A 24725-nucleotide genomic window follows, 5' to 3' on the forward strand; every position below is an offset into this window, starting at 1 on the left:
ATGTTACTTACTGGTAACACCCCCATTGCCTCGTGTCAATCTCGCAGGCGCCTGTGAACAGCCTCCGCCAAATCGGCCCAGGCATGAAACTGCGCCCCAGGCGACTTTGGCCGCGAACAGGAAGACCACCCGATCTGCGGCGTACGCCACAGATCGCCAAGCCAGGAGCCGCTACGATGTCGCAGCGCAAAGATTTGACGATCGACGAAGTTGTGAAGGATCCGATGATCCGGATGCTGATGCAGGCCGACCGTGTCGACCCGCACGCTTTCGAGACGATGCTGCGCAGCCTTGCGGATGCGCAAGGCCGCAGCCGCAAGGCGCCGCCTCGTTTCCTGGAAGATCCCGGGCAAAGCCGCAGCCGGCGGATGTCCAGGCTGGCCAAGGCCTTTGGCCAGGCGAGAGCATCGGGCGAGGCGTGCGTGTCATGGTAAATTTCTTCATCCACCGTCCGATCTTCGCATCGTCGATCGCCATCATCATGGTGCTCGCCGGGACGATCTGCTATTTCCTGCTGCCTGTCTCGCAGTTTCCCGACATCACGCCGCCTCAGGTGGTGGTCAGCGCCAACTATCCGGGCGCCAGTGCGCAAGTTGTGGCCGACACCGTCACGACGCCGCTCGAACAGCAGATCAACGGCGTTCAAGGCATGACCTACATGTCGTCGTCGAGCTCCAATGACGGCTCGTCGACGATCACCGTTACCTTCGAGGTCGGCTATCCCCTGAGCACCGCCGCTGTCGATGTCCAGAACCGCGTGTCACAGGCGGCGTCCTCGCTGCCTGCCATCGTCAACCAGGGCGGCGTGACGATCAAGAAGCAGAACCCGAACTTCGTCCTGATCGTCAATCTCACCTCGCCCAACGGCTCTGTCGATCCGGTCGCGCTCAGCAACCTCGCCTACCTGCAAGTGGTCGACCCGCTGAAGCGCCTGCCCGGCGTCGGCGACGTGCAGATCTTCGGCGAGCGGCGTTATTCGATGCGCGTATGGCTCGATCCCGACAAGATTGCCAATCTCGGCATCACCGCCGTCGATGTCCAAAACGCCATTGCCGAGCAGAATGTCCAGGTCGCGGCCGGCAAGATCGGGCAGTCGCCGGCGCCGGCCGGCACCGCTTTCGAAATGCAGGTCAATGCCGTCGGCCGACTGAGCGATCCCAAGGAATTCGGCGATATCATCGTGCGCGCCGATGCCGCGAACGGATCGCTGGTGCGGTTGCGCGACGTCGCGCGCATCGAACTCGGCGCCCTGCAATACTCGTCGTCGGCGTTCTTCGGCGAGGACCCGACCGTGGTGCTCGCGGTCTACCAGATGCCAGGCTCGAACGCCCTCGATCTGCAGCAGCGCGTCAAGGACAAGATGCAGGAACTGTCGGCCCGCTTCCCCAAGGGCGTCAGCTACGCCATGCATTACGATACGACACGTTTCGTTTCGGCGTCGATGCACGACGTGCTGGTCACGCTCGGCGAGGCGCTGGTCCTGGTTGTCGCGGTGGTGTTCATCTTCCTGCAGAGCTGGCGCACCACGATCATCCCGACGATTGCGATTCCCGTGTCGCTGGTCGCCACGCTCGTCGTCATGTACATGTTCGGCTTCTCGCTGAACATGCTCAGCCTGCTTGGCATGGTGCTGGCGATCGGCCTCGTCGTCGATGACGCGATCGTCGTCGTCGAGAATGTCGAACGCCAGTTGGAGGCCGGCCTCAAACCGCTGGCTGCAACACGCGCGGCGATGGCCGAGGTCACCGGCCCGATCATCGCCACGACCGCCGTGCTGATGGCCGTGTTCGTGCCGGTCGCCTTCATACCTGGCGTTTCCGGCCGGCTCTACAACCAGTTTGCCCTGACGGTGGCGATCTCCTTCGGCATCTCCGCCTTCGTCTCGCTGACGCTCACCCCGGCGCTTAGCGCCGCCTTCCTGCGTCACCGCCCGGCAACGCAGTTCGTGCTGTTCCGCTGGTTCAACACGGGTTTCGATCGGCTGTCGCATGCCTATGCCCATGGTGTGCGCTTCCTCATCCGCCTGCGCTGGATCATGCTCGGGCTGTTCGCGGCCGGGCTTGTCGCCACCTATTTCGTCTGGCAGCGCCTGCCCTCGACCTTCCTTCCGGTCGAGGACCAGGGCTATTTCTTCGTGGTCATCCAGTTGCCGGATGGGGCGTCGCTTGAACGCACCGACGCGGTGGCCCGAAAGGCGCGCGACATCCTGCAGAACACGCCCGGCGTCGATATCGTCGGCTCGATCAGCGGCTTGAACTTCCTCACCAGTGCCGCCCAGTCGAACTCGGCGGTGGAATTCGCCATCCTCAAACCATGGGACGAACGCGGCCCTGACCAGAGCGCCTCGAAGCTCGTTGCCGACGTGCGCTCGAAGCTCATGGAACTTCCGGAAGCGTTCGCGCTGAGCTTCGATCCGCCTTCGATCCCGGGCATCGGCACGACCGGCGGTTTTGAATTCCAGGTGGAGGACCTGACCGGTCGCGGCAGCGCTGCGCTCAACGACGCGACGCAAGCGGTGCTCGCTGAAGCGCGCAAACAGCCCGAACTCAACCCGCAGCAATTGTTCTCGTCATTCTCGACCTCGACGCCGCAGTTCAACTACGACCTCGACCGCAACAAGGCGAAGCTGCTCGGCCTCAGCCTGCCTGACGTGTTCAACACGCTGCAGATCTATCTCGGCTCGCTCTATGTGAACGATTTCAACCTGTTCGGTCGCACCTTCCGGGTGACGATCCAGGCCGACAAGGATGCGCGTGCGGGTGCGGCCGACATTTCGCGGCTCTATGTGCGCAATGCCTCCGGCGGCATGGTGCCGTTGAGCACGCTCGGCAAGCTGGTGCCCGTCGTCGGCCCGGAAACCGTCCCGCATTACAACAACAATGCGTCGGCCCTGATCAATGGCGGTGCCGCACCCGGCTTCTCCTCGGGCCAGGCGGTCGCTGCGATGGAACGTGCCGCCGCCACGGCGCTGCCGAAGGATTTCGGCTATGAATGGACGGGCATCACCTATCAGGAGCTCAAGGCCGGATCGATCGCCTCGATTGTCTTCGGTCTCGCCATGGTCTTCGTCTTCCTGATCCTTGCCGCCCAATATGAGAGCTGGGCCATGCCGTTCATGGTCCTGCTCGCGGTGCCGCTTGCCCTGTTCGGCGCCTTTGTCGCCCTGCTGATGCGCGGCATGCAGATCGATGTCTATTCGCAGATCGGCTTCGTCATGCTGATCGGGCTGGCGGCGAAGAACGCCATTTTGATCGTGGAGTTTGCCCGGCGCCGGCGCGAGGAAGGCCTCAGCATCGTCGACGCCGCAATGGAAGCGGCGCGCCTGCGGCTGCGGCCCATCCTGATGACCGCCTTCGCGTTCATCCTCGGTGTGCTGCCGCTGATGTTCTCCACAGGCGCCGGTGCAGCGAGCCGCCAGTCGATCGGCACCACCGTCTTTGGCGGCATGGTCGCAGCGACGATCCTGTCGCTGGTGTTCGTGCCGGTCTTCTATGCGGTGATCGAGCAGCTGCGCGAGCGCGGCAGCAAGGGCGAGCCCGTTGCCGAACCGACTGAACCAACTGCCGAACCCGCTTTCGCGCGATTGGCCGAAGCGGCCGAATAGGATTGGAGAATTGATCATGCGTAAATGGAAAATTGCGTTGGGAGCGGCCGTCGCCGTTGGGGCGGTCTCGGTGGCCAGCGTTCACTTGCTCGACATGGGCAATTTCGGCCTCAACGCCGGCACGGCAGGGGCGGCAACGCCTGAGCCCGCGGCGCCCGAACCCGCGGCGTTCGTCATGCCGGTGCCGGTGGTGAGCGTCGTCAAGAAGACGATCCCGATCTATCTCGACTATGCCGCCCGCACCGAGCCGATCCGCAGCATCACGCTGCAATCGCGCGTGCCGGGTTATCTGCAGGAGCAGGTCGCGCCCGACGGCAGCGATGTCAAGAAGGGCGACCTTCTCTACAAGATCGCTCCAGAGGATTTCCAGGCTGCCCTCGAGCAGGCGAAGGCTCAGGTCCAGCGCGACGAAGCAACGCTCGACTATGCGCGTTCCAGCCTTGGTCGCGGCACCGAGCTTGCCAAGAGCGGATACCTCGCCAAGGATGTCTTCGACCAGCGCACCAGCAGCTTGCGCGAGGCCCAGGCCTCGCTCGCGGTGAACCAGGCGGCTGTGCGGACCGCCGAGCTCAATCTGAGCTATTCGGAAATCAAGGCGCCGTTCGCCGGGCGCGTCGGCCGCAACCAGGCCTCGGTCGGAACGCTGGTCAGCGTTGCCGGCACGGTGCTCAACACGCTGGTGCAGCTCGACCCGATCTATGTCACCTTCAACCCGAGTGAAACGGATCTGGCGCAGATCGAGGAAGCCCGCGCGGCGGGACCCATCGATGTCGACGTCCTGCTTCCCGGCGATACGGAACCGCGCCACAAAGGTCAGCTCACCTTCATCGACAACACGGTCGATCGCTCGACCGGCACCATCACCGCACGGGCGACGATCGGCAACGCCAAGTTCACGCTGCTGCCGGGCCAATATGTTCGCGTCAGGCTGCACATCAAGCAGCAGCCAGATGCACTGATGGTGCCGCAGACGGCGTTGGGATCGAGCCAGCTCGGCAAGTATCTCTACGTCGTCGGCAAGGACAATACTGTCGACCAGCGCATTGTTTCGCTGGGGCCGACCAACGGCGACCTGGTGGCGATCTCGGGCGGCGTAGCGGAAGGCGACCAGGTGATAACAGGCAATCTGCAGAAGATCGGCCCGGGAATGCCTGTCTCGCCGCTGCCACAGAAACCTGCCACCTGATACCCCCATCAGGCCCGGTCCAGCGGCGCCCCCGGCTATGCGGAGGGCGCCGTTTTGCTGAGCAGTTCGGCCGGGCCGGCCACATCGGCACAGCTTCGAAGAATTGCTTGCCTATGCGCGCAGCCTCGAACAGTGTGCTTCCAGAGGTGTCAAGGCCGATCGCGCCGGCCTGACGCGCAACCGGCCTGACGGCAGTTGAGCCGGCCGGACGATGCAGGTTGGCGGCAACGGACGGACAGAAAAATTGCGGATCAAAACCATCAAGGCCTACCATGTCGTGCAGCCCTTTGTGGACGGGCCCTACCGCATGTCCAAGGGGCGTGTCGCCGACGTGTTCGACGCGGTGATCGTCGCCATCGCCTCCGACAGCGGGCTGACCGGCTGGGGCGAGATGGCGCCGCTCGGCAATTTCTACTCGCCGGCATTCGCGGCCGGCACTCGCGCCGGCGTCATCGAAATTGCCCCGCATCTGCTCGGCCATGATCCTCGCGCCTTGGCCAGTATCGGCAGGCTGATGGACACGGTGTTCAAGGGCCATCCCTACATCAAGTCGGCGCTCGACATGGCCTGCTCGGATCTCGCGGCACGCGCCGCCGACATACCGCTGGTGACGCTGCTCGGCGGGCGCGAGAGCGAGACGGCGGAACTCTACAAGGTCGTCACCCATGGCACCGTCGACGCGATGGCCGCACTGGCCAAGCGCATCGTCAGGGACGGGTTTCACCGGCTGCAGGTCAAGGTCGGCGGCAACGTCCATGACGACATCGAGCGCGTCACCGCGGTCGCCGCTTCGGTGCCGAAGGGCACCGTCATCTTTTGCGACGCCAATGCCGGCTGGACGCCCTATCAGGCGCGCCAGTTCGCTGACGCGACGCGCGCCATCGACTACACGTTCGAGCAGCCCTGCACCACGATCGACGAATGCATGTCGGTGCGCCGCTCGCTCGACAAGCCGATGGTGCTCGACGAATCCGTCGCTTCGCTGGACGACATGCTCGACATCCACCGCAAGGGGGCGGCCGACGGGCTGACGCTGAAAATCTCGCGGCTCGGCGGCGTGACCAAGACGCGCCAGATCCGCGATCTTGCCGTCGACCTGGGCTTCATGATCACCGTCGAGGACACCGGCGGCGCCGAGATCGACACATCAGCCATGGCGCATCTGTCGCTGTCGACGCCGGAGGAGCGCCGGCTGCACGCCATTGCCTTCCACGAATGGGTGACGGTGCGCACTGCATCGAACAAGCCGCCGGTTTCGGGAAGCCGCATGGGCATCCCGGACGGGCCGGGCCTCGGCATCGACGTTGTTCCCGACCTGCTTGGCGCGCCCTTCTTCAAGGTCGGCAGCTGATAGACTGGCATGCGCCGAGCATGCCGGCTGGCGCTCTCTGTTGCGCGGCTTCGTCGCTGGCGATAGGCGCAGCGGCAGCCGAGCGGCCATGAATCAGTTTTTCGTCGCACTCGCTTGCTTGCAAGAAGGGATGTCACGGTTGTCGCCGCCTGCATCCCAAGAGATCACCGCCTTCTGCGCCCCAGCTAACCGCGCTGCCAAGCCGCAAGCCCAGGCTTGCACAAATTAAATCACAGAATGTTTGCTGGGACGGCTGCCGAATTGCAGGTTGAAATATTTTTCATTTGGAAATAGGAATGTTCAAAATGATGACTTCGACGCTGCGGCGCGTCAGGAACTGGAGGAAGCGACATGGCCCATCCGCAATTTGCAGCGGAACTTTTGCAGCGCGCTGAACAGCAGGGACCGATCACCATCGGGCTTGCCGGCGCCGGGCAGATGGGCACCGACATCGTCGTCCAGGTCGCGCTGATGCCGGGCATGCGGATCGGCGCCATTTCCGAGGTCAGGCCGCAGGCGGCGATCGATGCGGCGCTGCTCGCCGGCCACGACCGCTCGGACATCGTGCAGGCCGGCAATGCAGCGGCGATCGACCGCGCCATCGAGGCCGGCAAGATCGCGGTGACCGAAGATTTGCATGCGCTGGCGTCCGCCGGCCGCATCGACGTCATCATCGACGCGACAGGCAATCCCAACATCGGCACGCTGTTCGCGCTCGAAGTGATGAAGAACGGCAAGCATATCGTCATGCTCAACGTCGAGGCCGACATCACCATCGGCCGCTTCCTCAAGGAAGAGGCGCGCAAGGCCGGCGTCGTCTATACCGGTGCGGCCGGCGACGAACCGGCCTGCACGCTGGAGATCATCGGCTTTGCCAGGAGCCTCGGCTTCAACATCATCGCCGCCGGCAAGGGCAAGAACAATCCGCTGAAGATCGACGCCATGCCGGCCGACTACGAGAAGGAGGCGGCCGAGCGCAACATGAATGCGCGCATGCTGGTCGAGTTCGTCGACGGCTCGAAGACGGCGATCGAGATGGTGGCGATCGCCAACGCCACCGGCCTGGTGCCCGACGTGCCGGGCATGCACGGCCCGACCGCGACGCTGGAGGAGCTCGCCAGCGTGCTTTGCCCGCGCGAGGATGGCGGCGTGCTGCACCGCAAGGGCGTCGTCGACTACTCGATCGGCAAGGGCGTGGCGCCAGGCGTGTTCTGCATCATCGAGACCAGGCATCCGCGCGTGCTGGAGCGCATGATCGACCTCAAGGTCGGCAAGGGCCCGTATTTCACGATCTTCCGCCCCTATCATCTGACCAGCCTGGAAGTGCCGCTGTCGGCGGCGCGCGCCGTGGTCTACAAGCGCGCCGACATGGAGCCGCTCGACCATCCGGTCGCCGAAGCCGTGGCGGTTGCCAAGAGCGACCTTGCCCCTGGCCAGTCGCTCGGCATGATCGGCGAGAACGACTATCGCGGCTTCGCCATGACCTGGGAAGACGCACGCGCCCGCGGCGCCCTGCCGCTCGGCCTCGCCGAGCGCGCCAAGGTGGTCAAGCCGGTCAAGACAGGCGATTTCCTCACCTATGAAAATTGTGTACCCGACGATTCGATGGTGATAACCCAGATCCGCCGTCGTCTCGACCAGTCGGACGGACGGTTCGTTACGAACGCCGCCTAATCCGCTGGATTTCCGCCTGATGGACGATGTCGTAATCGGGATCGACGCTTCGACCACGGCCGTGAAAGCGATTGCCTTCACGCGCGACGGCAACGAGCTGTTCCAGGCGCGCGAAGCCTATCCGCTTTCAAATCCCAGGCCCGGCCATTTCGAGCAGGATGCCGAACATTGGTGGACCGCGCTGCTCGGCGCCTTGACGCAAGTCACCGAGGCGGTTGGCGCTGCCCGGGTGGCGGCGATCGCCATCGCTCACCAGCGCGAGACCTTTACGCTGATCGATCATGCCGGCGAGCCGCTCATTCCGGCGATCCTGTGGCTGGACGAGCGCGCCCGTCCGCAAGTTGCCAGGCTGTCGGCCGAACTTGGCCGCGAGGCGATCCGCGACTGGAGCGGCAAGCCGCCGGACCCGACGCCCGCGCTCTATGCGATCGCCTGGCTTGCCGAACACCAGCCGCAAGCGCTCGACGACGCAGCCGCACTCGTCGACGTGCACGGCTTCTTCGTCCACCGGCTGACCGGAAGTCTGGTCACCAGCACGGCAAGTGCGGATCCGCTGGGGCTGCTCGACATCAAGAATGGCACTTGGCGTCCTGAACTCGTCGCGGCCGCAGGACTGCGCCCGGACCAGTTGCCGCGACTGGTCGCGCCCGGCGCGATCTGCGGCGGGCTTGGCGAAAGCGTGGCCCGGCTGATCGGGTTGAAGGCCGGCACCCCTGTTGTCGCCGGCGCCGGCGACGGCCAGGCGATGGGCCTTGGCATGGGCGTCTATGGCGAAGGCAAAAACTATCTGTCGCTCGGCTCGGGCATCGTCAGCGGCTGTTACTCCCATGGGATCACGACGTCGGACGCGTTTCGAACGCTGGTCTCGCCGACCGGCTCGGGCTTCATGCTGGAGACCGTGCTGCGCTCGGGCATGCAACTGGTCGACTGGATCGTTCGCACCACCGGCTCGCCGTCGGCTGCAGCGCTGGAGAAAGCAGCGGTCGATGTTGCCGCTGGCAGCGAGGGCCTGCTCGTCTTGCCGTATTGGGCCGGTGTCATGAGCCCCTATTGGGACGGCGCGGCGCGCGGCGCCATTGTCGGCCTGTCGCTCGACCATGAGCCGAAGCACCTTTTTCGAGCGGTTCTGGAAGGCATCGCCTTCGAGCAGGCCATCGCCAGCGAGGCAATGGAAACCCAAGCGGCGGAAACTCAAGCGGCGGAAACTCAGGCGGCGGAAACTCAGGCGGCGGAAACTCAGGCCGGCGGCAAACCGGCGGCGATGATAACCGCCGGCGGCGGCACCAACTGCGCCCTGCTGATGCGGATCATGGCAAGCGTGCTCGAGCGGCCGCTCTCCGTCTCGCCAGTCAACGAAGCCGCAGCGCTCGGCGCCGCCATGCTGGCGGCTTCCGCCATCGGATGGTTTGCCTCGCCCGAAACGGCGGCTGAGGCGATGGCCGCGCCGCCGACCAGGCATGTCGACCCCGTCGACGGGCTGGTCTCCGGTTACCGTGCGCGCAAGGCAATCTACCGCGACCTCTATCAGGCGACGCGCGAGACCCATGTGCGGCTTGGTGAAGTTGGGCAAATTTAGCGGTTGAGCAGGCCCTTGGCGGCATCCTCGTCGGTGATCAGAACCGATATCCTGGTGATGGCGAGCGCCGCCCGCATGATGGCGATTTTTTCCTGCCCTCCCGAGACCAGCATGATGGCCGGGATGTCCGACAGGTCCTGCAGCGGATAGGCGCAGACCCGGCGGTTGACCTCATGGTCGACGAGCCGGCCGTCGGCGTCAATGAAATGGCATAAAATATCGCCAACTGCGCCGGCCGCCTGAAGCTCTTCGAGTTCGCTGGGCTTGATGAAGCCGTAATTGGCGATCGGGCTGTCATTGGAAAACGATCCGACGCTGAGCACGGCGATGTTTGCCCGGCGCGCACGGAAGACGACGTCCTGAACGCTGCGCTGGCTCATGAAGGCTTCGCGCTGCTCCGGCCTGTCGGCATAGACCGGCACCGGCAGCAGAAAGCACTCGGCGCCGATCTTTTCGGCAAATTCCCAGGCGCTTTCGGTCGGGTTGAGCGGCTGGGCATGGGTGAGGCCGCCCAGCATGGAAACCACCGTCGTCCTGGCGATCGGCCGCCGCGGCAATTCATTGATGGCGAATTTCAGCGTGCGCCCCCAGCCCAGCGCGATGACATCGCCAGCATTCACATTGTCGGCCAGATAGGCGCCCGCGGCATGGCCGATCATCAGCGGCGCGTTGCTTCGGTCGGCGGCCGACGGCACCACAACGGCCTGGCTGAGCCCAAAACGCTGCTTCAGAGCCTCTTCCAGCACCAAGCATTCGACGACGCTGTCACGGATACGGAACTGGACGACGCCCTCCTCACGCGCGGCCGACAGGATGCGATGCACCTTGATGCGGCCGATGCCGAGGATCTCCGAAATCCGCTCCTGCGTCAGACCCTCGACATAATAGTGCCACGCGGCACGGGCCTTCAGCTCGGCATCCGGGAAGCGCGAGGCCTTGTCATTCTCTGTCATCGCCATCTTTTTGCCCTCCCGCGGTCGTCCAAATCCTTAAATGCCATTCAAATGGCGTTATCCGACCAAGCGACGCGAAATCGGTCTGCGTGCCCAGGATTCGAGATTCAGGACATCGACAGGATACCTCTACAACGTGAATGAAAGCCAAAATGGTCAACATTTACTTCGTCTTGGCCGTCCTGCCCTGCTCAAGCAGCCTACATGAATCCGCAGGATGCGACCGGACCTGAAAACGCGGCATTTCATGCCCTTTCGTAAGGCAAACCGGCTGGCGGCGCAAACCGGCGTGGAATGATGCGGCGGGCCTTGACAATTTTCCGACGAACAGTTTAGCTGAACAAAATTGCATATCAAAGATAAATTGTTCACAGGGAGGTGCCTGGTGAGCAAGAGTGAGCCGACGACGCATCGCCGGATCGCTGATGGAGGAGACAAAATGGCTGTGAGCAACGGTGCAAGCGAGTTGAAGGCCGGCCCAAATGCGCAGGCGGCGGCGGGCGCGAAGCTTTCGGCCCTGTTCGCCGGAACCATGGGACCGCTGATCGGGCTGGTGCTGCTGTGCCTTGCGCTGTCGCTGACCACCGACACCTTCCTCACCGTCCGCAACATCCTCAACGTGCTCGACCAGGTCACCGTGCTCGGCATCATGGCGATCGGCATGACGCTGGTCATCCTGATCGGCGGCATCGACCTGTCCGTCGGCTCCGTGCTGGCGCTCGCCGCCATGGTGATGGGCTTCGTCGCCCATCCCGACCACCTCAATCTCGGCATGCCTGCCGGCATCGTCACAGCGCTTGTCGTTGCTGGACTTTGCGGGCTGGTTTCAGGCCTGCTCGTGACCGTCACCAGACTGCCGCCCTTCATCGCCACGCTGGCCATGATGTCGGTGGCCCGCGGTGTCGCCAACATGATCACCGACGGCTCGCAGATCATCGGCTTCCCCGACTGGTTCACCAGCCTGTCGATCATCCGCCATTTCGGCTTTCTGTCGGTCACCGTCGGCTTGATGATCGTTCTGGCCATCATCTTCGCGATCTTCCTGAACTATCGCGCGACCGGTCGCAGCCTCTACGCGATCGGCGGCAGCGCCGAGGTCGCCAGGCTGTCCGGCATACCGGTCAAGTCGCTGACCAACTGGGTCTATGCAGTCTGCGGCGTTCTGGCCGGGCTCGCCGGCATCGTGCTTGCGGCACGGCTCGATTCCGTCCAGCCGAGTTCCGGCTTCGGCTACGAACTGGATACGATCGCGGCGGTGGTGATCGGCGGCGCCAGCCTGTCGGGCGGCGTCGGCTCGATCGGCGGCACCGCCATCGGCGTGCTCATCATCGGCGTGCTGCGCAACGGGCTGAACCTGCTCGGCGTGTCGCCCTTCATCCAGCAGGTGGTGATCGGCGTGGTGATCGCGCTGGCGGTGGCCACGGATACATGGCGGCGCAGAGCGCAATGAAGAGTGGGGCTCAATGAAAAGTGGGGCGCAATGAGATTCACCCGGATGTCCGGGCGAAAACGGATCGGTGATCCGAAACTGGGAGTTGTTCGGCCAACGGGCGCCGTGATGCGCCGGCGGGACAGATTGAACATCAACGGAGGAAACACATGCTGACCAAACGTTCATTGCTGCTTGCTGCCGCGGCCGTCATTCCGCTGCTCGGACTTTCCGAGATGGCCTCGGCCAAGGAGGCCAAGAAGCTTGGTCTCGCCGTCGCCAACCTGCAGGCCGATTTCTTCAACCAGATCAAGCAGTCCGTCGAGGCCTATGGCAAGGAAAAGGGCATCGAGATCGTCACCGTCGACGCCAAGGGCGATTCTGCGACCCAGGTCAGCCAGGTGCAGGACCTGATCACGCAAAACATCGATGCGCTGATCTACATCCCGGCCGGCGCCACCGCCGCCACCGTGCCGACCAAGACGGCCAAGGCGGCCGGCATCCCGGTCATCAATGTCGACCGCAACGCCGAGGGCGCACCCGGCGACACCTTCATCGCCACCAACAGCGTGGCATCGGCCAAGGCGGTTTGCGACTACATCGCCAAGCAGGCCGGCGGCAAGGGCGAGCTGATCATCATCCATGGCCAGAAAGGCACGACGCCCGAGGTCGACCGGTCGAAGGGCTGCGGCGAAGCGCTCAGCGCCTATCCCGACATCAAGGTGGTCGGCGAGCTGTGGAGCGAAGGCTGGCACCAGGACGAGGGCTTCAAGCTGACGCAGGACCTGCTGCAGTCGCACCCCGAGGTGTCGATCGTCATCGGCCAGGCCGACGCGCTGGCGCTCGGTGCCGCGCAGGCGGTCAAGGTCGCCAATCCCGGCCACAAGGTCTGGGTTGCCGGCTTCGACGGCGACGTGGCGGCGCTCAAGGCACTGAAGGGCGGCGTCTTCGACGTGACCGCGACGCAACAGACACAAGGCATGGGCCGGCTTGCCGTCGATGCGGCGATCAAGCTGGTGGCCGGCGAAACCGTTCCCGCAGAACAGTTGCAGGATGCGACGCTGACCACCAAGGACAATGTCGATCAGTTCATCGCCAAGCATCCCTGATTCCAAGCATCCCTGATTATTGATGAGCGGAACGATGTCCTTGGACCCCAGCCATACGCAGTCCCCGCATCTGGGGCTCTTCGTCAGCGGCCTCTGCAAGAGCTACGGACCGGTGCAGGTCCTGGCCGATGCGAGCTTCGAGGTGAGGCCGGGCGAGGTCGTGGCGCTGCTTGGAGAAAATGGCGCCGGCAAGTCCACCGTTTCCAACATCATCGCCGGGTCGACCAAACCCGATGCCGGCAGCATGATATGGCGGGGGAAGCCGTATTCCCCCGCCTCTCCCGCCGCGGCCATCGACGCCGGGGTCGGCATGATCCACCAGGAACTGAAGCTGCTGCCCGACCTGTCGGTCGCCGAGAACGTCTATGTCGGGCGCCTGCTGATGCGCGGCGGCCGCATCGACCGCGCGGCCATGAACGCGCGGGCATCGGCCCAACTGAAGCGGCTCGGCCTCGATGTCTCGCCGGAACGCAAGGTGGGCACGCTGCGCATCGCCGCCCAGCAGCAGGTCGAGATCGCCAAGGCGCTGACGCTCAATGCCGAGCTTCTGATCTTCGACGAACCGACAGCGGCACTTGGCAGTGAGGAAACGGAGCTGTTGTTCAAGCAGATTCGCAAGCTCAAGGCGGAAGGCATGTCCTTCATCTATATCAGCCACCGGCTGGACGAGGTCGCTGCGATCGCCGACCGCGTCGTGGTGATGCGCGACGGGCGCATTGTCGCCCGCCACGAGCGCGCCGACGTTCCGGTGCGCGCGATAGTCGAGCAGATGGTCGGCCGCAGCGTCGAGCGGATGTTCCCGCCGCTGTCGGAGCCGGGCAGCGAGGCGTTGCTCGAGGTCGAGAACCTGTCCTCGCCGGAACGCAGTTTTCAGAATGTCAGCTTTTCGGTAAGGGCCGGCGAAATCCTTGGCATCGCCGGCCTGATCGGCGCCGGCCGCACCGAACTGGTACGGGCGATTGCCGGCGCCGATCCGATTTCATCGGGTTCGGTGCGCGTTGCCGGCAAACCGGTGCACCTCACTGGCCCGGCGGCGGCGATCAAGGCCGGCGTCGTGCTGGTGCCGGAAGACCGCAAGGCGCAAGGCGTGGTGCTCGACCAGACCATCGGCGAGAATCTGGCGATCGGCAATTTCGACCATGTCGCGCCGAATGGCTGGGTATTTCCGAAGGCGGTGCAGAAATTCGCCGAGGCCGGCATCGGCCGGCTCGGCGTCAAGGGCCGGCCTAACCAGGCGATCAGCAAGCTTTCCGGCGGCAATCAGCAGAAGGTGATCATCGCCAAATGGATTTCACGGCCGCCCAAGGTGTTCATCCTGGACGAGCCGACACGCGGCATCGATGTCGGCGCCCGCGCCGCGATCTACGATGTCATCGCCGAACTCGCCCGCTCCGGCATGGCGGTGGTGGTGGTGAGCTCCGACCTCGAGGAAGTGCTCGGCCTGTCGCATCGCGTGCTGGTGCTGAGCCGTGGCCGCCAGCGTGGCATTCTCGACCGCAGCGAAGCGAGCAACGTCGCCGTCATGGAGCTCGCCACAAGCTGAGGGCGGCATAAAGGATCGGAATAGAGCGCAGCAGGTGATATTCTCCCAGGCACCGGACCGCGCGGGGCGCCAGTCAGGACTGGCGCCCCTTCCTTCCCAGGGCGGCACCGGCGGCTCAACAGGAAAACATTTCGATGAAACTATTCGATCTTCATGGCGATGTTGCCCTCGTCACCGGCGCCGGCAGCGGCATCGGGCAAGCGATCGCCATCGGCCTGGCCGAAGCCGGCGCCGATATCGCCTGTTTCGGCCATGCCTCGAAGGGCGGGCTGGACGAGACCGCGCACAGGATCTCGGCGCTCGGCCGCAAGGCGCTGGCGCTGACCGGCACGGTGACTTCGGAGGCCGATCTCGCGACGGCGATCGAGCGCACGGAAACCGAACTCGGCGCGCTGACCATCGCCGTCAACAATGCCGGCATCGCCGGCGCCGAACCGGCCGAATCCCTGTCGCTGGAGAAATGGCAGAAGCTCTACGACGTCAATGTCAGCGGCGTGTTCCTGTCGTGCCAGGCCGAAGCGCGCGCCATGCTGACGCGGCGCAAGGGCTCGATCATCAACATCGCCTCGATGTCGGGCTCGATCGTCAATCGCGGCCTGACCCAAGCGCATTACAACTCGTCGAAGGCCGCCGTCATCCACATGTCGAAGAGCCTCGCCATGGAGTGGGCCGATCGCGGCCTGCGCGTCAATGTCGTCAGCCCCGGCTACACGCTGACGCCGATGAACAAGCGGCCGGAGGTCGCCGACCAGGTCAGGATTTTCGAGCGCGATACGCCGATGGGGCGCATGGCGGCGCCGGAAGAGATGGTCGGCCCGACCGTGTTCCTGGCCAGCCGCGCTTCGAGTTTCGTCACCGGCATCGACCTGATCGTCGATGGTGGCTTCGTCTGCTGGTAGGAGAAAAATGCAGAACCGATTCCAGGGTAAGACGGCGGTCATCACGGGTGCCAGCGGCGGCATCGGTGCAGCGATGGCCAGGCGCTTTGCGGCTGAGGGCGCGGCCGTCGTCGTCAGCGCTATCGACCTGCGCGTCGAAGAGGTCGCCGCCGGCCTGAAGGCAGAGGGCGCCAAAGTCGCATCGATGCAGATGGATGTGACGAAGAAGGACGAGGTCGCCGCCCTCTACGATCTGGCCGAACGACAGTTCGGCCGTGTCGACATCTCCGTGCAGAATGCCGGCGTCATCACCATCGCCAGGATCGAGGCGATGACCGAGGCCGAATGGGACAAGGTGATGGCGGTCAACACAAAAGGCGTGTTCCTGTGCTGCCAGGAGGCGATCGCGCGCATCCGCAAGCACGGTGACGGCGGCAGGCTGATCAACACCGCATCCGGCCAGGCGCGGCAGGGCTTCATCTACACGCCGCACTATGCCGCCTCGAAATTCGGCGTCGTCGGGATCACCCAGAGCCTCGCCAAGGAAGTGGCGAAAGAGAAGATCACCGTCAACGCGATCTGCCCCGGCATCATCGACACCGACATGTGGGCCTATAACGACGCGGCGTGGGGCAGACTGATGGGCGACTACAAGCCCGGCGAACTGATGGCCGAATGGGTGAAGAACATCCCGATGGGCCGCGCCGGCAGCGGCGAGGACGTTTCCGGCCTGGTCAGCTTTCTGGCCAGCAACGACGCCGCCTACATCACCGGCCAGACCATCAATGTCGATGGCGGCCTGATCATGTCGTGAGCAAACGGAGCAGGTTGACGCATCAATCTGCTGGTATAATCGGCAGGCGGCGAAACTGCGGCCGAATTGCGCGATCCGCGCTGCGTTAGTCGTTGCGCGACATGAACGTTGGTATATATAATTTCATCCCATGAAAATGGCTTCGGTGACTGCCGACAGCCGACATCATGGGAACTCGATGGCTCGCAAGCTTGAGGGCGCCGCAAGACCGGCGATCGATCCGCGGATCACTGCTTCGGCAGCACGGCAGCCACGACGCGGGCCTGTCCCGCACGACATCTTCATCGAATTGGCATCATCGCGTCTGCATCGGCTTTAGCGCCGGCAGCAATGTGGTGCCAATGGTCTTGCGCAACGATCGGCTTTTCCAACACAATCAAAAAGAGACGCAAGAAGGGAACGGACGATAACTTCCACCAGAGCTTGACAGGAGAACAAGCATGTCACTGCGGACTATGATTTCGAGATTATCAATGGGAGCCTTAACACTTGCCGCGGCAAGTGTGCTGACGCCTTCGGCCCATGCGGCGGCGCCAGAATCCAACGACCCGATCAAGATCGCGCTGTTCGACTGGACCAGCGTCAACCTGAACGCAAAGATCCTCGGCGGCATTCTTGAAAAGCTCGGCTACACGGTCGAGTACCCGACCGCCGACTATCTCTCCAGCCTGACCACCGGCCTCACCAATGGCGATCTCGTTGTCGCGATGGAATTCTGGGACACGACGGCCGGCGAAGCCATGAAGGCCTCGGATGCGACCGGGCAGACCGAACGCCTCGGCGCGCTCGGGCCCAAGGCCAAGGAAGAATGGTGGTATCCCGAATACATGAAGGAAAAATGCCCGGGCCTGCCGAACTGGGAGGCGCTGAACGACCCGAAATGCGCCGAAGCCTTCTCGACCGCCGAAACAGCGCCGAACGGCCGCTATCTCGGCGGCCCGGTGACATGGGAAGGTTTTGACGACGAGCGTGCCGTGGCGCTGAAGCTGCCCTTCACCGTCATCCATGCCGGCACCGACGCGGCGATGTTCGCCGAGCTGGATTCAGCCTATCAGCGCAAGGCGCCGATCATGCTGTGGGTCTATTCGCCACATTGGGCGCCGGCCAAATACAAGGGCGAATGGGTCGAATTCCCCGACCATACGTCGGAGTGCTACACCGACCCGAAATGGGGCGTGAACCCCGAGGCAAAGTATGACTGCGGCAAGCCGCATGGCGAGATCTGGAAATATTCCTGGGCCGGCATGAAGGACAAATGGCCGGTCGCCTACAAGGTCGCGAAGAACTACACGATCGACACCGACGAGCTCAACAAGATGAGCGGCGAGATCGATCTTGAAGGCAAGACGCCGGAAGACGTCGCCGCCGCCTGGATCGCCGCCCACGAAGCCGACTGGAAAGCTTGGGCCGAGTGATCGTTCCAACTGGAAACTGCGAGGTCCGGTCATTCATGGCCGGGTCTCTGTCCCATATTCCAGAAGGACGACTGCATGGCCGATACGACTGAACAGGTGCCGCAAGCGGCAGGCATGCCCAAGGATGCCCGCCCGATAAAGCTCGCCTGCCGCAACGTTTGGAAGCTGTTCGGCGCGAACGCGGCCAATTTCATCCGCCAGCGCGACGGCAAGGCCAGCATGGCGGAGGTCGCAGCGGCCGGGCTGGTCGGCGCGGTGCGCGCCGTCGACCTCGAAATCCGCCAGGGCGAGATCTTCATCATCATGGGGCTTTCGGGGTCGGGCAAGTCGACGCTGGTGCGCTGCATGTCGCGGCTGGTCGAGCCGACGCATGGCAAGGTCGAGTTCGAGGGCAAGGATCTCCTCAAAATCTCCGATGCCGCGCTGATCGAACTGCGGCGCCACCGCATGGGCATGGTGTTCCAGAATTTCGCCCTGCTGCCGCATCTGAATGTGCTGGAGAACATCGCCTTTCCACTGGGCATACAAGGGCAGGACCGGCCGACGCGCGAGAAGCGCGCGCGCGAAGTGATCGAGCTTGTCGGCCTGCGCGGCCGCGAGCATTTCTATCCGCGTGAGCTTTCCGGCGGCCAGCAGCAGCGTGTCGGCATCGCTCGCAGCCTCGCCACCAAGCCGGAAATCTGGTTTCTTGACGAGCCGTTTTCGGCGCTCGATCCGCTGATCCGCCGCGAGATGCAGGACGAATTGATGCGGTTGCAGACCATGCTGCACAAGACCATCGTCTTCATCACCCATGATTTCGACGAGGCCATCCGGCTGGCCGACCGCGTCGCCATCATGAAAGACGGCGAGGTCATCCAGATCGGCACCCCGGAACAGCTGGTGGTCAACCCGGCGACCGACTATGTCGCCGAGTTCACCCGCGACGTCGACCGCGCCAAGGTGATCTCGGCGCGAAGCCTGATGCGCGCCTGCGACGGCGCCGAGCATGGCGGCGTGGTCGCGCCGGATGCCAAGATATCGAGTTTTTCGGCTGATATCGTCTCGGCCGGCAAGCCGTTCGCCGTCGTCAACGGCACCGGCAAGCCGATCGGCGAAGTCACGCCGCAAGCCGTGATCGATCTTCTGGCCGGCATCGCGCGTTCCGGGGCCAACGCATGACGGTGACGGCAAGCGCCAGCGAGGCGAGATCGCGGCCGGTTCAGCTCTGGCTGGTGGCCTGGGCCTGCGCCCTTGCCGCCGTGCTTGCCGTGTTCCTGCTGCAGGACAGACTGCCCTGGGCGGTCAATTATCCGGCCAGCGCAATCATTCCGGTCGCCGACTGGGTCAGCGCGCTGATGAGCCTGATAAAGTCGAACTTTTCCTGGCTGACGCGCTCGATCACCGCGGCGCTCGGCGTGCCGCTCGATTTTGCGCTCGGTCTGCTCGCCAAGAATTTCAAGATCGGCCATGGCGCCGACATGCTCGTCCTGCCGCGCCTGTCCTGGGTCGGCGTCTGCATCGCCGCATTCCTGGCCGGACGGGCCGCCGGTGGCTGGAAGCTCGGCGCGCTGGTCGGCGGCTGTTTTCTCTACATTGCGCTGTTCGGCCAGTGGGCCAGCGCCATGCTGACGCTGGGATTGATCTCCATCGCCGTGCCGTTCTGCATCGTCACTGGATTGTTCGTCGGCATCTGGGCGTGGCGCAAGCCATGGGCGGAGAGGCTGCTGATCTCCCCTGCCCTCGACCTGATGCAGACCATCCCGACCTTCGCCTATCTGATCCCGATGCTTCTGCTGTTTGGCAACAGCCCGGTTTCGGCGATGATCGCGACGGCCATTTTCGCGACGCCGCCGATGGTGCGCGCGACGATGCTGGGACTGTCGCGGGTGCCGTCCGAAATCGACGATTTCAGCGAGATGGCCGGCTGCACGGCGCGCCAGAAACTGTGGCGCGTGCTGCTGCCGTCGGCGCGTCCAGCGCTGATGGTCGGCGTCAACCAGGTCATCATGCTGGCGCTCAATATGGTGATCATCGCTTCGATGATCGGCGCCGGCGGCCTCGGCTACGACGTGCTTTTGGCGCTCAGGGCGCTGAAGGTCGGCGAGGCGATGGAAGCCGGCCTTGCCATCGTGGCGCTGGCAATCGCGCTCGACCGGCTGAGCCAGGCGATCGCGCGCAATCACGCAAAGGGCCATGTCTATCAGGAGGTCAGCCCGAGCTTCTGGCGGCGCTACCCCAATCTGACGCTGGCCGTCACCATCCTTGCAGCCACGACGCTGCTTGGCCTGTTCGTGCCGGCCTTCGCGGCGGTGCCGAAAGCGATCACCTTCACCACCGCGCCGATGTGGAAGACAGCGGTGAGCTGGATTACGATCAACTTCTTCGACACGATCGAAGCGTTCCGCGTGGCGCTGATCCTCAATGTGCTGAACCCGGTGCGCGCCTTCTGCGAGGGCTTCCCGTGGCTGGGCGCGGTGTTCCTGCTCGGCCTTGCCGGCTACCAGCTCGGCGGCCTGCGCCTCGCCGCCCTGGTCGCGGCGCTGACCGTCTTTTGCGCGGTGACCGGCCTCTGGGAAAAGACCATGGCGACGGTCTACCTCTGCGGCATCTCGGCCTTCATCGCTTGCCTGATCGGCATTCCGATCGGGCTGATGGCATCACGCAGTGATCGTGTCGAAAAGATCGTCACCCCGATCATCGACACGCTGCAGGTGCTGCCGTCGTTCTGCTTCATCATTCCGGTGGTGATGCTGTTTCGCGTCGGCGACGTGACGGCGATGATCGCGACCGTCGCCTTCGCCGTGGTGCCGGCCATCCGCTACACCAATCACGGCCTCAGGCAGGTGCCGCCGGCACTGATCGAGGCGGCAAAGGTGTCGGGCTGCACCAAGCGCCAGACGTTCCTGCGCGTGCAGCTGCCGCTGGCGCTTCCTGAGATCATGCTCGGCGTCAACCAGACGATCCTGATGGCGCTGGCGATGATCATCATCTGCGCCATGGTCGGCACGCGCGATCTTGGCCAGGAGGTGTTCATCGCGCTCTCCAAGGCCGATTCCGGCCGCGGCATCGTCGCCGGACTGGCCATCGCCTTCATCGGCATCGTCGCCGACCGGCTGTTCAACGCCTGGACGGCCAAGGCACGGGCAAGGCTGGGGTAGCTGGAAGTAGAAGGTCGCGCCCTAGAGCTGTCGCCAATGGCCGAGATGGATGAAACCTTGCCGTTTGAATTGGTCGGCGCGAACGAGCAGAGAGCGTCATTTTCCGAGCGCGGCCGAATGACCCCGCAAAGTCGGAATCCGGCCCAAAATCCGACATTCGCCGCGCTAGGCCTAAACGTCTGCTTCGCGCCAAAAGCGGTAATTCGCGATCGAAGGACGAATGTCTGCTTCAGTTACTCAGAACGACATACATGCTGGATGACCGCTCGTTGCGCACACACAAACTTGGCACTCCGGACGTGATTCAGTACCTGATCATGACTTAACCCCAGTTAAATGCCATGCGACACGCGGCCAAATCATTGCTCAGTCACTGTTTCCAGCGCTCCTGCCAGCCCGGCTAGCCCCGAGGTTTTCGCGGCATCCGCTCGGGATACGCTGGAAGGCCCTGCAAAGCCGGTGTTGCCGTTAGGCGTCTTCGGCACCGGGGGCGGAGGCAGCGACGGCGTCTGCGTAATGGCGAACGGATCGACGCCTGAGACCACCGGATTCCCCTTGGGCGACATCGAAGGACCCGGATTGCCGAGACCGGACAGGAGGTCGTCCGCGCTCGGCGTCGGGTCACCGGGCTTCGATGGGCGCCCGGGCTGGGGATGGCCGCGGCCCCCCAGACCGTCGAGAAGTTCGGTCGTCGTCGGCGCAGGAGGTACATTGCCCGGAGCAATTTCCGGAATTGAAGAAGGAGGAGCCTCGCCCGTCTTGGTCGCGGGACCCTGACCGGGCGCGGCCTGCGTCGGCGGGATCTGCGAGGGTGGTCCCTCGCCGGTCTTGTAGCCGCCGAATTCGCCAGGCGCGGGCTGCGTCGGCGGCATTTGCGACGGCGGACCGTCGCCAGTCTTGTAACCACCGAACGGCCCGACGCTGGAAGGCTGTGTACCGCCCGCGGGATCGACCGGCGGTCGCTGGGTGTTCGCCATCGGGTCGATGCCGGGACTGGCCGGCGGGGGCACTGGCGGGATGGACGAAGGTCGCTGATTGCGCGGCATGCTGTCATAGGCGAGAATCCGGTCGCGGTTGGCCTGGTCGAGATCGCGCCAGAGCTTGTCGGTTTCTGCCCTCCCCTCAGGCGTATCGACCGGCTTGTGCCGCGCCATCCTGTCCTGCGCGTCCTGCGCCCGTTTCTGGGCGTCCATGAAGCGGTCGCGCGGATTCTGCGGCACCGGCACGGTGTCTGCGTTTTCGCGTGCGCGATTTGAGTTCGGGGTGGATTTGTCCGGAGAGCTCGGCGGCGATTTAGGACCCTGTGTCGTCTGCGTTGGTCCCTTGGGCCCGGTCCCGGGTATGGTGGGCACCGGCGGTCCCTTGGGTCCTGTTCCGGGTATGGTCGGCGTGCGTGGCTGCCCCCGAGGACCTATTCCCGGCGTGGTAGGAGTGCGCGATGGGAAGTCGGGAGCGCGAGCCTGCGGCGCTGCGGACGATGTCGTCGCTCCAGGTGCCCTTGGCTTGGCGTTTGGCCCTTTTTTCGAGCCGTCATAGCCCTTGTTGCCAGACGTCTTGACCGCATTGATGGCAAAGCCGGCCAGCATCACATTGAACCCGGCGGCCATGCCGGCGGCGATGCAGAGATTGCGATTCTTGGTCCAGTCGCTTTTCGCCTGCTCATAGCCGGCCTTCGCGCCCGCCGCGGTCGCCTGTCCGGAATCGGCGCCCTTGGCCTTTTCCTCCAGGGTCTTTTCCGCTGCTCGGATGATAGATGCCTGCAGCGCGCATTGAGCGGCGGCCATCATCGTCTGGATGATGATGATGAGGGCGTATTCGACCATCGCCTGGCCGTGCCCGGAAGGGCCGACGCCAAGCGTGGCGCCGGTCGCCGGATCGATCCGCCACCAGCCGGAAAAATCTTCGCCCGGCGCCAGGCTGGCGGGGACGACGACAAGATTTCCGCTGGCGAGCTCGCTGGTGATGCGGGCGGTGAGGTCGGCGCCGTAACCGAGCGTAGAGACGACGGCTTCGTCGCCGCTGCGCAGCGTCCGCCAGTCCTGCCCGTCAAGCGGTACCGCAGCGAAAGCGTCGGCAGCGTTTGCGGAGACCTTGCCCAACCGGCGCAGCGCCACGGCTTCCGCGTTGGTGTCCGTGACGCCTTGGCTGATGCGCAGGAGAACGGCGTTGCCGGCCGCGAGCGGATCGATGCCGATGCCGTTCTCGATAATGTCGAGGCCGATCTGGCCGACGAAATCGCCGCCGCCGGCGCGCGACAGCCGCGTATGCTGGGCAACGACGGACGGACGGTGGACATAGACCCAGTCGCTCAACGGATTGAGGTCGAAGCGCAGCGAGGCGAGCGTGAGGAGCGCAGCCGGCATCCCGTTCAATTTGGAGAACAGTTCCATGTAGTTCGCCGGCACTTTCCCAAAGGGATCGCGCGCCAACTCGTCCAGCACCGGCCGGTTGCTGATCGCGTTCAGCGCGCCCAGATGGCCCAGGAATTCAGGCGCGAGACGGCCAGGAAGGATCTGTATTTCACTCTCTCCGAGCATGGCCATCGAGCGGTCGAGCGCTTTTTCAGTGTTCATCTGAAACCCGGAAAGATCGCCGCCGGCGCGCGCGGCCGGGCCGATCAGGTCGAAGACCTGCCGCCGCACCGTGCGCGGCTCGGATCCCGGAACCTGAATGACGTATTCCAGCCATTCGGCAACGAACTCGCCCTCGGCGCGCGCGGGCCGCGTATCCTTCAGGCTCGGATCCTCCGGCAGCAGCGCCTCCGGATCGCCACCAGTAGCCAGCACGTCGGTCGCCTTGCTGACCATTCCCATCATGCCCACGGTCATCGTCATGAACGGATTGGCCGGCTGTGGACTGGGATCGATTTCGCCGGTGTCGTATATTCCGGCCGTCCCCACCACGGCGTCTCCGGCGACCAGCACGGGCATCCATTCGGTCTGGCTGTAAAGCGCGGCGCGCAGCTTGATCTGGATGCCGTCGGGCGTGACCTGCGGCCATTCCGACGGCCAGGCCATCGGAAAATGACGGAAGCCGATCGTCTTGCCGACAAAATCGCGCGGCCGGACCGACTGTTCGAGGATGGTGCTCTCCTGGAGCGCGCCGTTCTTCAATTGCTCGGTAACGATGCGAATGACGACACGCTGCTCTATAGCTTCGGGTAGCGTATCGACGTCGAATGTATCGACCGCCGGAGCCAGTGCCTCACCCGGGGCGCCGGAAGGCGCCAATAGGTCGAGATCGGTCCAGTTTCCGCCGTCCTGAAGCTGCACCCACCAATGGTCCGCGAGCGCCCGGCGCGCTTCGGCCAAGATGGCGCCTTCGACGGCGGCGGCGTCCACCGGACCGAGCATCCCGGACAGTCGCCAGGTCTGATCCAGCACACGCGCATTCATGTCGACAGCAAGCTCTGCCGCCTCCGTGTTCGTGGACTCCAGTATTTGCGCGACACTGGTGCGGTCGATGCCGTAGAGGTCGGCGGTGGTCAGCACCTCTTCTTTCCGGGAATCCGGAGAGACTGCGTCGGTCGTTGAAGCGGGACTGGATGGTGCGATCTCGTCCGCTTTGGCCCTTTCCGCGCGCCATTCCGACCAGAATTTGTCGATGGTGGCGTCCGGCAGCGTCGCATGGGCAAGCCGGACGTCATGTCCGGCCATCCTGAGCAGCGCGGCGAGCAGCAGCGACTGGTCGATCGAGTTGCCGACCCTGTCCATCAGGACACCTTCCGGACCGCGCAGGATCCCACGATACGGCATCCAGACCACCGAGCCCCGGACCCAGTTGTACAGGTCACCAACGTCGATCCCGACGGTGTCCACGACATATTGCGGGTCCCAGCGGTCGCGGGGCGCATCGCGGTCGCCGTCCTCCAGCGCCAGCATGCTGGCCTGAATTTGCGCGGAAAAGGCGGCGGCACGCTCCTCCTCGGTCGCCGCGGAGGCGTTCATCGCCGGGCCGAGATACCAGACAAACATCATGGCGCCCGCCATCGCGGTGCGCATCGTTCTGAGGAGGGGGTTCACGATCGGCATCTTGGCGCTCCGCCGTCCCAGC

16 protein-coding genes are annotated in these 24725 nt (G+C 64.3%); 14 read left to right on the top strand and 2 right to left on the bottom strand.

Translation table 11 applies throughout. From position 1 onward, the window contains the following. Positions 1–176 precede the first annotated feature (176 nt). From BQ8794_RS25985 to BQ8794_RS26010, 6 genes are all read left to right on the top strand, one after another. Entirely contained in the window at positions 177–434 is a 258-nt protein-coding gene (locus tag BQ8794_RS25985) for a hypothetical protein (RefSeq protein WP_077381428.1), read from the top strand. Next, positions 428–3604: an efflux RND transporter permease subunit gene (locus tag BQ8794_RS25990; RefSeq protein ID WP_077381429.1), complete on the top strand. Its 3177-nt coding sequence runs from the start codon at positions 428–430 to the stop codon at positions 3602–3604. The genes BQ8794_RS25985 and BQ8794_RS25990 overlap by 7 nt, the downstream gene beginning before the upstream one ends. 16 nt (positions 3605–3620) lie before the next feature. After that, on the top strand, positions 3621–4790 hold the full coding sequence (locus BQ8794_RS25995) for an efflux RND transporter periplasmic adaptor subunit (protein ID WP_077381699.1): 1170 nt from the start codon (positions 3621–3623) through the stop codon (positions 4788–4790). A gap of 244 nt (positions 4791–5034) precedes the next feature. Next, positions 5035–6141 (top strand): mandelate racemase/muconate lactonizing enzyme family protein, encoded by a 1107-nt coding sequence (locus BQ8794_RS26000; protein ID WP_077381700.1) that lies wholly within the window; start codon positions 5035–5037, stop codon positions 6139–6141. 351 nt (positions 6142–6492) lie between these two features. After that, on the top strand, positions 6493–7815 hold the full coding sequence (locus tag BQ8794_RS26005; protein ID WP_077381430.1) for an NAD(P)H-dependent oxidoreductase: 1323 nt from the start codon (positions 6493–6495) through the stop codon (positions 7813–7815). Positions 7816–7834: 19 nt separating this feature from the next. Next, positions 7835–9391, top strand: a complete 1557-nt coding sequence (locus BQ8794_RS26010; RefSeq protein WP_077381431.1) for a xylulokinase — start codon at positions 7835–7837, stop codon at positions 9389–9391. On the opposite strand, the gene BQ8794_RS26015 is transcribed toward BQ8794_RS26010, so the two are convergent. After that, positions 9388–10350 carry a sugar-binding transcriptional regulator gene (locus tag BQ8794_RS26015; RefSeq protein ID WP_077381432.1) on the bottom strand — a complete coding sequence of 321 codons (963 nt, stop codon included), beginning with the start codon at positions 10348–10350 and terminating at the stop codon, positions 9388–9390. The genes BQ8794_RS26010 and BQ8794_RS26015 overlap by 4 nt on opposite strands. Positions 10351–10783: 433 nt before the next feature. Here BQ8794_RS26015 and BQ8794_RS26020 point away from each other — a divergent pair, with 433 nt between their 5' ends. The 8 genes from BQ8794_RS26020 (at position 10784) to BQ8794_RS26060 (ending at position 20672) form a co-directional block, all read left to right on the top strand. Further along, positions 10784–11794, top strand: a complete 1011-nt coding sequence (locus BQ8794_RS26020; protein WP_077381433.1) for an ABC transporter permease — start codon at positions 10784–10786, stop codon at positions 11792–11794. Positions 11795–11943: 149 nt separating this feature from the next. Next, positions 11944–12882, top strand: coding sequence for a sugar ABC transporter substrate-binding protein (locus tag BQ8794_RS26025; protein WP_077381434.1), 939 nt, complete (start codon positions 11944–11946; stop codon positions 12880–12882). 34 nt (positions 12883–12916) lie between these two features. Next, positions 12917–14425, top strand: a complete 1509-nt coding sequence (locus tag BQ8794_RS26030) for a sugar ABC transporter ATP-binding protein (RefSeq protein ID WP_077381701.1) — start codon at positions 12917–12919, stop codon at positions 14423–14425. A gap of 134 nt (positions 14426–14559) precedes the next feature. Further along, the gene (locus tag BQ8794_RS26035; protein ID WP_077381435.1) at positions 14560–15324 is read left to right on the top strand and encodes an SDR family oxidoreductase; all 765 of its coding nucleotides are present in this window, start codon (positions 14560–14562) and stop codon (positions 15322–15324) included. A 7-nt stretch (positions 15325–15331) separates the two neighbouring features. Continuing rightward, positions 15332–16117 (top strand): SDR family oxidoreductase, encoded by a 786-nt coding sequence (locus BQ8794_RS26040; RefSeq protein ID WP_077381436.1) that lies wholly within the window; start codon positions 15332–15334, stop codon positions 16115–16117. 440 nt (positions 16118–16557) lie between these two features. Then, the gene (locus BQ8794_RS26050; protein ID WP_077381438.1) at positions 16558–17532 is read left to right on the top strand and encodes an ABC transporter substrate-binding protein; all 975 of its coding nucleotides are present in this window, start codon (positions 16558–16560) and stop codon (positions 17530–17532) included. A gap of 75 nt (positions 17533–17607) precedes the next feature. Further along, positions 17608–18693 (top strand): quaternary amine ABC transporter ATP-binding protein, encoded by a 1086-nt coding sequence (locus BQ8794_RS26055; protein ID WP_077381439.1) that lies wholly within the window; start codon positions 17608–17610, stop codon positions 18691–18693. Further along, entirely contained in the window at positions 18690–20672 is a 1983-nt protein-coding gene (locus BQ8794_RS26060; protein ID WP_077381440.1) for an ABC transporter permease, read from the top strand. Before BQ8794_RS26055 ends, BQ8794_RS26060 begins: the two co-directional genes overlap by 4 nt. 359 nt (positions 20673–21031) lie before the next feature. Here BQ8794_RS26060 and BQ8794_RS26065 read toward each other — a convergent pair whose 3' ends face one another. After that, entirely contained in the window at positions 21032–24703 is a 3672-nt protein-coding gene (locus BQ8794_RS26065) for a transglutaminase domain-containing protein (RefSeq protein WP_143744684.1), read from the bottom strand. Positions 24704–24725: the final 22 nt, after the last annotated feature.

The organism is Mesorhizobium prunaredense (assembly GCF_900156895.1).
Classification (GTDB): Bacteria; Pseudomonadota; Alphaproteobacteria; order Rhizobiales; family Rhizobiaceae; genus Mesorhizobium; species Mesorhizobium prunaredense.